This window comes from Polaribacter sp. PL03 (genome assembly GCF_033875165.1).
GTDB lineage: Bacteria > Bacteroidota > Bacteroidia > Flavobacteriales > Flavobacteriaceae > Polaribacter.
On record NZ_JAWZSV010000003.1, the window covers coordinates 277578 to 292372 of the forward strand.

Sequence of the window (14795 nt, forward strand, 5' to 3'; positions counted from 1 at the left end):
ATGCACGTTTTTTGTTATTGCTTTATTATGTTTAAAAGTAATTTTATTACTCGATAAAAGGCTTAAGAATTATAAACTGTGTTAAGCCATTTTTTTTTAACTTAAAACAAGAAGGTTTGTATTATTTAGGATTAGACATTGGGAGTTCTTCTATAAAAGCTGCTTTAGTAGAAGTAGAAACAGGAAAAAGTTTAGGAGTTGTACAAGAACCTAAAGAAGAAATGGGCATGTTTGCTCAGAAAAATGGTTGGGCAGAACAAAAACCAAACGATTGGTGGCTACATATTTGCAATGCAATTACGAAGCTAAAAAAAGAATACAATATAAGTAGAACACAAATTAAAGGTATTGGTATTTCGTATCAAATGCACGGTTTGGTGTTGGTAGATAAAAAAGGGAATCCACTTCGTAAAAGTATTATTTGGTGCGATAGTAGAGCCGTAGCAATAGGAAATACTGCATTTAATGAGATTGGCGAAGAAAAGTGTGCTTCTCATTTATTAAACTCTCCAGCAAATTTTACAGCATCAAAATTAAAATGGGTACAAGAAAATGAACCAGACATCTACAGTAAGATTCATAAATTTATGTTACCAGGAGATTATGTTGCCTTTAAATTTTCGAATAAAATAAATACAACTATTTCTGGCTTATCAGAAGGTATTTTTTGGGACTTCAAAGAAAACTCTATAGCAGATTTTCTTTTAACACATTACGGTATAAATAAAGATTTAGTGCCAGATATTGTAGACACCTTTGGTATTCAATCTTTAGTAGATGAAAAAGGAGAAGAAGAAACAGGAATAGCTGCTGGAACTCCAATTTTTTATAGAGCAGGAGACCAACCAAATAATGCACTTTCATTAAATGTATTTAATCCAGGCGAAGTTGCCGCAACAGGTGGTACATCTGGTGTTGTGTATGCAGTTACAGAAAGCTTGTCAGGAAAAGAAAGCACACGTGTAAATAATTTTGCACACGTAAATTATACAAAATCAAATTCAATAATAGGTAAACTGCTAAACATCAACGGAGCCGGAATTCAGTATCGTTGGTTGTTAAATAATTTGGCAGTAGACTCTTATGAAGAAATGAATATTTTAGCCTCAGAAATACCTGTAGGATCAGACGGAGTTTGTTTAATTCCTTTTGGTAACGGAGCAGAACGCATGCTAAATAACAAAGAAATTGGAACACGAATTGTTAACATGAACCTAAACAACCATCACAAAGGGCACATGTGTAGAGCTGCTTTAGAGGGTATCGCATTCTCATTTGTGTACGGTATGGAAATCATGAAATCAGACGGAATTAAACCTAGCGTTATTAGAGCAGGAAACGATAATCTATTCCGTTCAGAAATATTTGCAAATACGGTAGCAACTTTAATAGAGCAAGAAATCGAAATTTACAATACAACCGGTGCTATTGGTGCCGCAAGAGCAGCAAATTTACACAAAGGCGATTTTGAAGCTTTCGGAAAAGTAATAATGGACAATGATCATGTTATGACATTTATGCCCTTTAAAGACAAAAAACCATACTTAGAAGCCTATGCAAATTGGAAAAAAGAATTAGAACTCGTTTTAAAAAATCAATAAAAAAATAAATTTTTGGGCGTTACCTAAAAAGGTCGGGCTTTACGCACTCGCTTTTTTTACTTAAAAAAGTAAAAAAGAGCTCAAACAGATGCTTCAATCCCTAACGCAATATTATAGAATACAATAAAAGAATTACACTAATAAACAATTATTATAATGGCAAATAAAGAATATTTTAAAGGAATCAACAAAATTCAATTCGAAGGTAAAGAGTCAGACAATCCAATGGCTTTTAAATACTACAATCCAGAACAAGTAGTTGCAGGTAAAAAAATGAAAGAATGGTTTAAGTTCTCAATCGCTTATTGGCATACATTCTGTGGTCAAGGTGGAGATCCTTTTGGTCCTGGAACTCAGAGTTTCGAATGGGATAAAGATTCAGACCCAATTCAAGCAGCAAAAGATAAAGCAGATGCAGCTTTTGAATTTATTAACAAAATGGGCTTCGATTATTTCTGTTTTCACGATTTTGATTTAGTGCAAGAAGGAGCAACTTTCGAAGAATCTGAACAAAGATTAGCAACAATTACAGATTATATAAAAATTAAGCAAGAAGAAAGTGGTGTAAAATTATTATGGGGAACAGCAAACTGTTTTTCTAACCCACGTTACATGAATGGTGCTTCTACAAACCCAGACTTTAATGTGTTAGCTAGAGCTGGTGCACAAGTAAAATTGGCTATTGACGCTACTATTAAATTAGGAGGAGAAAATTTTGTTTTTTGGGGAGGTCGAGAAGGTTACATGTCTTTATTAAACACAGATATGGGTCGTGAGTTAGATCACATGGCACAATTCTTAACAATGGCAAGAGATTACGCAAGAGCGCAAGGTTTTAAAGGAACATTCTTTATAGAGCCTAAGCCAATGGAGCCAATGAAACATCAATATGACTTTGATTCTGCAACTGCAATCGGATTCTTAAAAGAATACGGTTTAGACAAAGATTTTAAAATGAATATTGAAGTAAATCATGCAACTTTAGCACAACATACAATGCAACACGAAATGGCTGTTGCTGCCAAAGCAGGAATGTTAGGAAGTATCGATGCAAACAGAGGAGATTACCAAAACGGTTGGGATACAGATCAGTTTCCTAACAATATACAAGAAACAACAGAAGCAATGTTAGTATTCATTGAAGCTGGAGGTTTACAAGGTGGTGGAGTTAATTTTGATGCAAAAATCAGAAGAAATTCAACAGATATGGAAGATGTTTTTCATGCACATATTGGTGGAGCAGATACATTTGCTAGAGCATTATTAACTGCAGATAAAATTATGACTTCTTCTGCTTATAACTCTTTAAGAGAAAAAAGATACAGCTCTTTTGATGCAGGAAAAGGAAAAGATTTTGAAGGAGGTAAATTAGATCTTAAGGATTTATACAACATTGCTCAAGAAAATGGGGAATTAAAATTACAAAGTGGTAAACAAGAGTTGTTTGAGAATATTATCAATCAACATATATAAATACAAAGAAACCTTTCAGATTTTAAATTTGAAAGGTTTTTTAATAAAACTCAGTTTTAAAAACACTTAAAAAAAACTAACTTCTAGAAAATCATGGGAAAACCAACAAATTCAGGATATCTTATTAAATTAACATTAGTAGCTACTTTAGGTGGTTTACTATTTGGGTATGATACCGGTGTAATTTCAGGAACTGTAGGTTCTCTAGATAGTTTTTTTGTAATTCCCAAAGGCTTATCAGAAACAGCAGCAAGTGCTTTTAAAGGTTTTTTAGTGTCAAGTGCACTAATTGGTTGTATAATTGGTGGGGTTTTTGGAGGGTTAGTTAGTAAAAAATTAGGAAGAAAAAAAGGATTAGTACTGGCCGCAATTTTGTTTTTAATTTCAGCTTTAGGTTCTGCAATGCCAGAAATGTTTATTGGAACCTTTGGTGAACTAGATCATACCTATTCTACAATATTTATTGTGTATAGAATTATTGGAGGTATTGGAGTAGGTTTAGCATCTATGTTATCTCCTTTATACATAGCAGAAATTTCACCAGCAAAAAGTAGAGGTAAATTGGTTTCTTTTAATCAGTTAGCAATTGTTGGAGGGTTTATGGTAGTTTATTTTGTAAACTATTTTATTTCTAAAGGTGGTGGTTCAGACGCTTGGTTAAATGAAGTTGGTTGGAGATGGATGTTTGCTTCTGAAGTAATACCTGCAGGCTTATTTTTAGGACTTTTATTCTTTGTTCCAGACACGCCAAGATCTTTAGTATTACGAAACAAACAAGAAGAAGCTTTAGATGTTTTAATAAAAGTAAATGGTAAAGAAGAAGGGAATCGAGTTTTTGTAGAAATACAAGATTCTATGAATGAGAAAACATCTGGTAACCTTTTATCTTTTGGTTGGTTAGTAATTATCATTGGAGTTTTACTTTCTATTTTTCAACAATTTGTGGGGATAAACGTAGTGTTGTATTACGCTCCAGAAATTTTTAAAACTATTTCATCTGGTACAGATAGTGCCTTGTTAATGACTATTATTGTAGGTGTTGTAAACTTCTTATTTACTATTGTCGCTGTAAAAACAGTAGATAAGTACGGTAGAAAACCATTAATGATTATTGGAGCAGCAGGTATGGCTGTAGCAATGGTTAGCTTAGGCTTCGTATTTTATTTAGGCGCAACTGGCTATTTCGCATTGTTTTGTATGATGTTGTATGTTGCAAGTTTTGCCATGAGTTGGGGTCCTGTAACTTGGGTTTTATTAGCAGAGATTTTTCCAAATAAAATTAGAGGAAAAGCTTTGGCTATTGCAGTTGCAGCACAATGGATTTCTAACTATTTAGTGTCTTTAACCTTTCCTATGATGAATGATAATTCTTATTTAACGGGCTTATTTAACCATGGATTTGCGTATTGGATTTATGGAATTATGAGTGTTTTAGCAATGTTGTTTATCATGAAATATGTTCCAGAAACAAAGGGGAAAACATTAGAAGAGATGGAAAGTCTTTGGAAAAAGAAATAATTAAAAAAAAAATCCTAACTGAAACCACTATTTCTCAATTAGGTTAATTTATAAATTAAAAAAAATGAATACAAAAATAGACCAACAATCAGCAGATAATATTAGAGCTTTAGCTGTTGCAATGGTAGAAAAAGCAAATTCAGGACATCCTGGAGGACCAATGGGAGGTGCAGATTTTATGCACATCTTATATTCAGAATTCTTTAATTTCGATCCATCAGATATGACTTGGGCATTTAGAGATCGTTTTTTCATGGATGCAGGTCATTTATCAACTTTAATGTATGCACAATATTATCTTTTAGGAAACTATGAAAAAGATGATGTTGCTAATTTTAGACAATGGGGTTCAATTACTCCTGGTCACCCAGAAGTAGATGTTGCAAGAGGAATCGAAAATACATCAGGACCTTTAGGTCAGGGACATACTATGGGAGTTGGTGCAGCAATTGCAGCTAAATTCTTAAAAGCTCGTTTTGGAAATTGGATGGATCATAAAGTTTATGGTTTTATTTCTGATGGTGGAGTTCAAGAAGAAATATCACAAGGAGCTGGTAGAATTGCAGGTCATTTAGGACTAAACAATTTTATTATGTTCTATGATTCTAATGATATTCAATTATCGACACCAACTGATGAAGTTACTTCTGAAGATACAGCTATGAAGTACAAAGCTTGGGGTTGGAAAGTAGTTACTATTGATGGTCATAATCATGATGAAATAAGAAAAGCATTAAAAGATGCGAATGCAGAAACTGAAAAACCAACCTTAATTATTGGTAAAACAATTATGGGTAAAGGTTGTGTAACATCTGATGATAAAACTTTTGAAGGTGAATGTGAATTACACGGACAACCAATTGGAGCTTCAGGTGCAGATTATACAAAAACTTTATTAAATTTAGGTGCAAATCCAGAAAGTCCTTTTGATATTTACGAAGATGTTAGTGTCTTTTATAAAGAATTATTAGAGAGAAAAATAATTGAAGCAAAAGAGAAAAAAGTAGATATTTCTATTTGGAGAGAAGCAAACACAGAATTAGCAGCAAAATTAGATTTCTTTTTATCAGGAGAATTACCAGAATTAGATTTTGAAGGTATTGAACATAAAGCCGGTTTAGCTTCGAGAGCAGCTTCATCTGGGGTTTTAGGGTATTTGGCTGAAAATGTAGAAAATATGATTGTTTCCTCTGCAGATTTATCAAATTCTGATAAAACAGACGGATTCTTAAAGAAAACTCACGCACTTAAAAAAGGTGATTTTTCAGGATCCTTTTTACAAGCAGGTGTTGCAGAGTTAACTATGTCTTGTATTGCAAACGGAATTGCATTACATGGAGGTATTATTCCTGTAGTAGCTACTTTCTTTGTGTTTTCAGATTATATGAAACCAGCTATTCGTTTAAGTGGTATTCAAGAATTGGGTGTAAAATATGTGTGGACACATGATGCTTTTAGAGTTGGAGAAGACGGACCAACACATCAACCAGTAGAACAAGAAGCACAAATTAGATTGTTAGAAAAATTAAAAAATCATAGTGGAAACCCAAGTTTCTTAGCTTTACGTCCTGCAGATTCTGCAGAAACAAGTGTTGCATGGAAAATGGCTTTAGAAAATAAAAATTCGCCAACAGGTTTAATTTTATCAAGACAAGGAATTAAAGATTTACCAACCAAAGGAGCATCATCTAGATATAAAGAAGCATTAGCTGCTGAAAAAGGTGGGTATTTAGTAAAAGAAGTAGAAAACCCTGATGTAGTATTAGTTGCTAATGGATCTGAAGTAGCAACTTTAGTAGCTGCAGCAGAAATTTTAGAAGCAAAAAACGGATTAAAAGTAAACATTGCATCTGTAATTTCTGAAGGACTATTTAGATTACAGTCTAAAGAATACCAAAACAGTATCATTCCAAAAAATACACCGTTATTTGGTTTAACAGCAGGTTTACCAGTAAATTTAGAAGGTTTGGTTGGGGATGCAGGTAAAGTGTTCGGATTGGAACATTTTGGGTATTCAGCACCGGCAAACATCTTAGATGATAAATTTGGATTTACAGGAGAAAAAGTAAGTCAACAAGTATTAGAATATTTAAAAACAGTATAAAAATAAAAGTATGAAATTTTTTATAGACACAGCAAATCTTAATGATATTGCAGAAGCAGAAGCTTTAGGGGTTTTAGATGGTGTAACAACAAACCCATCTTTAATGGCAAAAGAAGGTATTACAGGTGCACAAAATATTTTAAATCATTACAAAAAAATATGTGATCTTGTAGAAGGTGATGTTTCTGCAGAAGTAATTGCTACAGACTATGATGGAATGATAAAACAAGGAGAAGAATTAGCAGCTTTACATCCACAAATTGTAGTGAAATTACCTATGATTGCAGATGGTGTAAAAGCATGTAAATATTTTTCGGATAAAGGAATTAAAACGAATGTAACCTTAATATTTTCTGCTGGTCAAGCATTATTGGCTGCTAAAGCAGGAGCAACATATGTTTCTCCGTTTTTAGGGAGGTTAGATGATATTTCTACTGATGGTTTAAACCTAATTTCAGAAATGAGATTAATTTATGATAACTACGGGTTTAAATCACAAATTTTAGCAGCATCTGTTAGAAATACTATGCATGTTATAAACTGTGCAAAATTAGGTTCTGATGTAATGACTGGACCTTTATCATCTATTACAGGTTTATTAAAACACCCATTAACAGATAGTGGATTGGCACAATTTTTAGCTGATTACAAGAAAGGGAATTAGTATTAGAAGTATTGTTCCGAAGAAAAGAAAAAGGTGAATTCAATTTAGAATTCATCTTTTTTTTGTTCTATAAATAATTGAAGATTAGGTTTTATTAAGGTTAAGTTAGTGTTAACTTTAGTATTTGCAGAATCTATAACATATCATGCACGTTTTTTGTTATCCATAATTTTAGTTTAAAAGTATTTTTATTCATCATACAAATATTGAAGCGTTATTAATTTAAAAGACTTCGGTATATATTTTTTAAAAAATAAAATTTAACTTTATGTCGGTAAGTAAAAGGAATTTAATTTTATGTTTTTTAGTGTTCATTTCAAATTTTACTTTATTTTCTCAAGGAAAAATTGAGGGAAAATTAGAGAAATGGAACAAGGTAACAATTAGTTTTAATCATGAAGAATTTAGTGAGAATGATGAAGACAATCCGTTTTTAAATTATAGATTAAATGTTACTTTTAAAAATGGAGATGAAGAAATAACGATTCCTGGTTTTTTTGCTACCGATGGAAACGCTGCAGAAACAAGTGCTAAAAAAGGTGCTGTTTGGCAAGTGCGTTTTATGCCAAATAAAATTGGTAAATGGAGCTACAAAGCTTCCTTTAAAAAAGGAAATGAAATTGCTATAAATGATGATGAAAAAGTAGGTGAATCTGTTGGTTTTGACACTGAAACAGGAAGTTTTATAATAAAAAAAAGTAAAAATAGAACCGATGGTAGATTAATTTATAAAGACCAACGTTACTTATATTACTCTGAGTCTAATAAGCCATTTTTAAAAGGAGGTACAGATAGCCCAGAAAACTTTTTAGGATATTACGAGTTTGATGAAACACCAGCAACTCATAAATACGAGCCTCATGCTAAAGATTGGAAAGAAGGAAACCCAACTTGGAAAAACGGAAAAGGAAAAAATATTATTGGAGCACTAAATTATTTAGCGTATAAAGGAATGAATTCTGTTTATTTTTTAACAATGAACGTGCAAGGAGATGGAAAAGATGTGTGGCCTTGGATTACTAAAAATGATAGAACTCGTTTTGATACAAGTAAATTAGATCAGTGGGAAGTTGTCTTTGATCATATGGATGATTTGGGTTTAATGTTACATATTGTTACACAGGAAACAGAAAATGAATTACTATTAGATATTGGCGAACTAAAAACGCAACGTAAACTATATTACAGAGAATTAATTGCAAGATTTTCACATCATTTAGCAATTACTTGGAATTTAGGTGAAGAAAATGGACCTGTACATTGGTCTCCAAAAGGGCAAAGTGATGCAGATAGAAAAGCAATGGCTAAGTATATTAAAACACATGATCCTTATCAGAATTTTGTTGTCTTGCATACACATTCTGTTCCAAAAGAACAAGATTTATATTTAAAGCCTTTATTAGGATATGAGTTTCTAGATGGTTCTTCTATGCAAACTGCTAACCCTAATTTAATTCATAATATTACAAAAAAATGGATTAATGAATCTCAATTAACAGGTAAAAACTGGGTTGTTTCTCAAGATGAAATTGGGCCTGCAGATGCAGGAGCAAAACCAGATGCAGATGACCCAAACCATGATGCGATAAGAAAGGAAGTTCTGTGGGGAAACTTAATGGCTGGAGGAGCAGGAGTAGAATGGTATTTTGGTTATAAATATGCACATAACGATTTAAATTGTGAAGATTGGAGATCTAGAGGAAATGTATGGGATCAAACAAAACATGCATTAGATTTTTTTAATAAGTACTTGCCTTTTGATAAAATGTATGCAGCAGATGGTTTAACTGAAAATTCAGATGATTACGTTTTTGCTAAAAATGATGAAGTTTATGCGATATATTTGTCTGAAGTAGAGGAAACTAAAATAAATTTATTTGGTTCTACAAAAAAATTCTCTGTTAAATGGTATAACCCAAGAACTGGTGGAAAACTATTAAATGGTTCAATTAAAAAAATTACTGGAGGAGGCAAAAAATCAATTGGTTTTCCACCAAATAAAGATAAAGATTGGGTTGCACTTATTAAATCTACTAAAAATAAAAAAGAAAGTTCTCTAGAAAAGGAGCAAAAAATTATTAGTTTAAATGCTATTCAAGATTTCGATTTATTAGAAAATAATGGGTTGTCTTATTACAAAGATTATCCTAACAATGTATTAGCAATTAATGCATCAGAAAAAGATAATAGAAATAAATTTGCAACTGCAATTTCTAAATTTAAAGGAGCTACAGGTACCTATAAATTTACTTTTGTTACAACTGCAGAAAATGATGGTGAATCTGCTTATGTTATTAAAATTAATGGAGCTGCATTAGATACTATTAAAAACCCTAGAGTTTCCGAGTCTTTTAAAAGTATTAGACATCAAGTTAATACTGTTTATTTACATGAAAATGACATTATAGAAATTACATCTAAAGCGGTTACTAATGGTTTAATACCAGAAGGAAATGAAACGGCTTGGTCTAGAGGAAGATGGAATTCTATCACTTTTACGCCTAAAAATTATTCGCTATTAAAAACGTTAGCAGATATAAAACCATTTGAAGAAAAAGATGGAATGTTAGAAATTGAAGCAGAAAACTATCATTATAAAAATAATAATAGCACAAAAAGAAATTGGGTTGTAAGATCTTTAAACGATAAAGTAAGTGAAAATTTATCTAATGCAAATTATAGTAAATCTGCCAATAAAAATAGTTATATTGAAGCTTTACCAGATACTAGAGTTACCCATGATGATACACTTATTTTAGGTGAAAATTTCTTTCCGGTTTCTGGTACAGGAGGTGTTATTTCATATAAAATAAAAATAAATAATCCTGGAAAATATTATATTTGGGTAAATGCACTTTCTACAGGTACAGAAGATAATGGTGTACATGTTGGTTTTAATGAAAATTGGCAAGAAAGTGGAGCGAGAATACAATGGTGTGAAGGAAAAAATAAATGGAGCTGGTCTTCTGCACAAAGAATGCCAGATAACCATTGTGGTAAAGAAAAAACTGTTTATTTAAATTTTGATAAAGTAGGTGAATATGTTTTGTCTTTTTCGATGAGAGAAGATGGTTTTAAAATGGATCGATTTATTTTATCAAAAAATAGTAACTTTAACCCTAATTAAAATTAAAATTTATGCAATTTAAAAGAAGTATAACTTTTTTTATAATTTTATGTGCTTTTTTCTGTCTAAACCTTAATGCGCAAAATAATGCTCAAGATTTTAATTTTGAAAGTATTAAAGAGGGTATTTCTAAGGTTGGTATTTATAATATAACTCAAGATCATAATGGTTTTATTTGGATAGGAACAAACGGTTCTGGGTTGTATAAATTTGATGGTATAGATTATACTTCTTATAAATTTAAACATCAAGACGCTACATCTATAAGTAGTAATCTTGTTTTTTTTACTTATTTAGCAAAAAATAATGATTTATGGATTGGTACTGAAGATGGTTTAAATCTTTATGATAGGGATTTAGATGAATTTAAAAAAATAAAAGTAGGTCTTTTAGATAATGCCAATATATCTGTTTTAAGTATATTAGAATGTAGAGGCGATCTTTATATTGGCACAAGATTAAATGGCTTATTTAAGCTTAATCTAAAAACTAATAAAATACAAAGGTTAGCTTTTAAAGATGGTAGTAAACCAGCTATAAATAGTATACAAAAGAATAAAAAAGGAGCTATATATCTTGGTACAAGTTTAGGGTTAAGAAAAGTAGATACTGTAAATTCTTTAATTGTAAAACCTAGAAGGTTAGAAGGTTCTAATGTTGTAAGTTTTGAAATTCCTATTCAAACTTTATTGGTAGATAGTAGCAATAATTTATGGGCAGGAAGCTATACTAACGGTGTCTATAAATATCAATTTAAAGATAATGAAATTGCTGGTTTTTCTCAATTTTCAATAACCAAAAAACGTATATTATCTTTAGTAGAATTAGCAGATAAAACCTTTTTATTTGGTTCTGAGAATGACGGTCTTTTTCATACAAAGGCTAATGGAGTTTTAATTAAAAATTACCTTTATAATAAAAAAGATAAAAATAGTATTAGATCAAATTCTATTTGGTCTTTATTTTTAGATAGCAATCAAAGAATTTGGATGGGATATTACAATAATGGTGTTGTAGTTCACGATCAATTATTTGATAAGTTTAATAATATCGAAAGTTTAGAAAATAACCCTAATTCATTACAAACAGGTTCTGTTACAGGTATTATAAAAGGGGAATCTAATAAGTTGTGGATAACAATGGATGGTGGAGGTATAGATGTTTTAGATATGGAAACATCTAAAGTTAATCATATTAATATTTTAGACAACACTTTCTATAAAGGTTTAACAAGTAATTATATACAAACTATTTTATTAGATAGTAGAGGTAATATTTGGGCTGGTAGTTGGGATAATGGTATTTATATCCTTAAAAAAGGAGAGAAAAAGTTCACAAATATTAACATTCAGAATTCAAAAGGGAAATTATTATCTAATGCTATTTTAAGTTTTAAAGAAGATAAAGATGGTGTAATTTGGATTGGGACTTTTTATACGGGTTTATATTCGTTTAATTTAGATACAAATATTTTAACGCATCATAATTCACAAGAATTTTTAGAAAAAGGTTTAGTTACAAGCGATGTTAGAAAAATATTAATAGATTCTAATGAGACTATTTGGGTTGGTACAACTGCAGGTCTTTTTACAATAGATAAAAATCTTAATGGTGCATTAGATATTACTTCGTTTGTAGAACCAATGGCTAAGGCTAATAATAACCAAAAAAGTTCAATTCATATTTTATCATTATATGAAAGTAAAGGCGGTTATATTTGGATAGGAACAAGAGGAGCAGGTCTTTGTAGGTATGATAAAAGAAATAAAGAATTTAAGTGGTATAATAAGTTTTCTGGTTTAGATGAAGAGAATGTTGCAAGTATAATAGAAGATAATTCTGGTAATATTTGGGTTAGTGGAAATTCTGGAATTACAAAATTAGATTTAAAGGCTAACGAGGTTATAAATTACAGCACCAATGATGGTTTACTATCTGATGATTTTAATTTTAATGCAGTTCTTAAAGACGAGGAAGGAAAATTGTTTTTTGGTAATTATAAAGGTATAGATTACTTTAATCCTAAAGATTTAAGTACAAATTCTTGCAAACCATCTTTGTTTTTAACAGGCTTAAAGGTTTTTAATAAAGATGTTATTCCTAAAGAAGAAAATTCTCCTCTTTCTAAAACAATTACAGAAACAAAAAGTTTAGAGTTTAATTACAAACAGTCTGTATTTACTATAGATTACACAGGTATTAGTTATACTAGACCAGAAAAAAATCAATATGCTTATTATTTAGAAGGGTTTGAAAAATCTTGGAATTATGTTGGGAATCAAAGAAGCGCAACATATACTAACTTAGATTACGGTGATTATGTTTTTAAGCTAAAAGCAGCAAACAATGATGGTCTTTGGAATGAAACACCTTTAGAATTAAAGATTAAGATTTTACCGCCTTGGTGGAAAACCAATTGGGCTTTAACATTATATGTTTTACTATTTATTTTAGGGGTTTTACTTTTAAATAAAATAACAAATAGTAGAATTAAAGAAAAAGAACTTATAAAAAATGAAAGAACCCAAAGAATTCAACAAGAAGAATTAAATAAAAATAAACTACAGTTTTTTACAAATATTTCGCACGAATTTAGAACGCCATTAACTCTTATTTTAAATCCCTTAAAGGATATAATGAGAGATAGTTCTTTAAATTTACCAGAATCTATAAAATCTAAACACAGTACAATTTATAGAAACTCCGATAGGTTATTTAGACTTATTAATGAGTTAATGGATTTAAGAAAATTAGAGTTTGATAAAGTAAGAGTTAGAGCTTCTGAATTAAATTTGGTAGATTTTACAAAGAATATTGTGCTTTTCTTTAAAGAAGAAGCTTTAAATAGGAATATATTTTTGACTTTAGATACAGAAATGGCCTTAATTAAAACATGGGCAGATCAGAATATGCTTGAAAAAATTATTTTCAATATTTTGTCAAATGCAATGAAAGTAACTCCAGATAATGGAGTGATTAATGTAAACTTAGTTGACAACGATGAAGACTATATATTACCACTCATTTCATCAACAAAACCTGTAAAAGTAGTAGAAATTATAATATCCGATACAGGTAAAGGTTTAGAAAAAGATCAGGTTAATAAAATATTTGAAAGATTTTATCAAGTAGAAAGTCTTAATAAAACGTACTACGGAGGAACAGGTATTGGGTTGGAAGTAGTTAGTAGTTTTGTTAATTTACATAAAGGTAAGATAGAAGTAACTAGTAAAATAAACGAGGGAACAACATTTAGAATAATTTTACCTAAAGGCAAAGAGCATTTTTCTGCAGATGAAATTAAGAGTTTTATATTAGAAGAAGATGCTCCTAAAAAGGAGATAAACTTTATTCCTGAAAATGAAGTTTTAGGAAAAGAAGAGAAAGTTGAGAGCGAAAAAATAGCATCTAAAAAATATACTATTTTAATTGTTGAAGATAATACAGAGTTAAGAAATTATTTAAAAACAGAATTAAGTAAAACATACAAGGTTTTATCAGCTATTAATGGTGTAGAAGGTTTAAAAATTGCCGAAAAATCTTTTCCAGATGTTATTCTAACAGACGTTATTATGCCAGAAATGGATGGTTTTGAGTTTTGTAGACGTATTAAAACAGATATTAAAACAAGTCATATTCCGTTATTAATGCTTACTGCAAAAGCAAGAATTGATGATCGTATTGAAGGAATTGAACAAGGTTCTGATGCTTATATGACCAAACCATTTGATATGCGTTTGCTTACTTTAAGACTTTCTCAACTAATTACAAGTAGAAAATTAATTTTTGATAAATACTTTAGTGAAGTTAGTGGTGCAAAGGAGAATACAAATGCTACATCTATAGATAAAGAGTTTATTAATAGGGTTTTAGCGTATATAGGAGAAAATATTAGCAATTCTAGTTTAAGTGTAGAAGAATTAGCTAATGAATTAAACTTAAGTAAAAGTCAATCATACAGAAAAATAAAATCTTTAACAGGGCAAACTCCAAACGAACTGTTAAGAAGAATTAGATTAGAAAGAGCATATCAAATATTAGAAACAGGTTCAGCATTTATAAGTGAAGTTGGTTTTAAAGTTGGTTTCTCTTCTGCGTCTTATTTTACAAAATGTTTTAAAGCACATTTTGGAAAACTTCCAACCGATGTTGTAATTAAAGAAAAACAATAATTTTTTTCATTTTCCTTCTTAAATGTAAAATTAGCTACTAAAAGCTAATTCAGATAGTGTGTTTATGCTCAATTACCCCAAAAAGAGCCAAAATTAACATCTCATGCATTCATTTTTTTATTCAAAAGTGTTTCTA

The 14795-nt window shown here is 30.4% G+C and carries 7 protein-coding genes; all 7 read left to right on the top strand.

Features of this window, described 5'->3' with window-relative positions:
* Positions 1–116: 116 nt before the first annotated feature.
* The 7 genes from SHK09_RS07355 to SHK09_RS07385 all read left to right on the top strand — a co-directional run bounded on the left by SHK09_RS07355 (position 117) and on the right by SHK09_RS07385 (position 14659).
* Positions 117–1601 carry a xylulokinase gene (locus tag SHK09_RS07355; protein ID WP_319810139.1) on the top strand — a complete coding sequence of 495 codons (1485 nt, stop codon included), beginning with the start codon at positions 117–119 and terminating at the stop codon, positions 1599–1601.
* 147 nt (positions 1602–1748) lie between these two features.
* The gene (gene xylA / locus SHK09_RS07360) at positions 1749–3074 is read left to right on the top strand and encodes a xylose isomerase (protein WP_319810417.1); all 1326 of its coding nucleotides are present in this window, start codon (positions 1749–1751) and stop codon (positions 3072–3074) included.
* Between the two features lie 93 nt (positions 3075–3167).
* Complete coding sequence (gene xylE, locus SHK09_RS07365; protein WP_319810140.1) at positions 3168–4592, top strand: D-xylose transporter XylE; 1425 nt, start codon at positions 3168–3170, stop codon at positions 4590–4592.
* 64 nt (positions 4593–4656) lie between these two features.
* Positions 4657–6696: a transketolase gene (locus SHK09_RS07370; protein ID WP_319810141.1), complete on the top strand. Its 2040-nt coding sequence runs from the start codon at positions 4657–4659 to the stop codon at positions 6694–6696.
* 10 nt (positions 6697–6706) lie between these two features.
* On the top strand, positions 6707–7360 hold the full coding sequence (gene fsa, locus SHK09_RS07375; RefSeq protein WP_319810142.1) for a fructose-6-phosphate aldolase: 654 nt from the start codon (positions 6707–6709) through the stop codon (positions 7358–7360).
* Positions 7361–7628: 268 nt separating this feature from the next.
* Positions 7629–10487 (top strand): DUF5060 domain-containing protein, encoded by a 2859-nt coding sequence (locus SHK09_RS07380; protein ID WP_319810143.1) that lies wholly within the window; start codon positions 7629–7631, stop codon positions 10485–10487.
* Between the two features lie 11 nt (positions 10488–10498).
* Positions 10499–14659 (top strand): two-component regulator propeller domain-containing protein, encoded by a 4161-nt coding sequence (locus SHK09_RS07385; RefSeq protein WP_319810144.1) that lies wholly within the window; start codon positions 10499–10501, stop codon positions 14657–14659.
* The last annotated feature ends 136 nt before the right edge of the window (positions 14660–14795 follow it).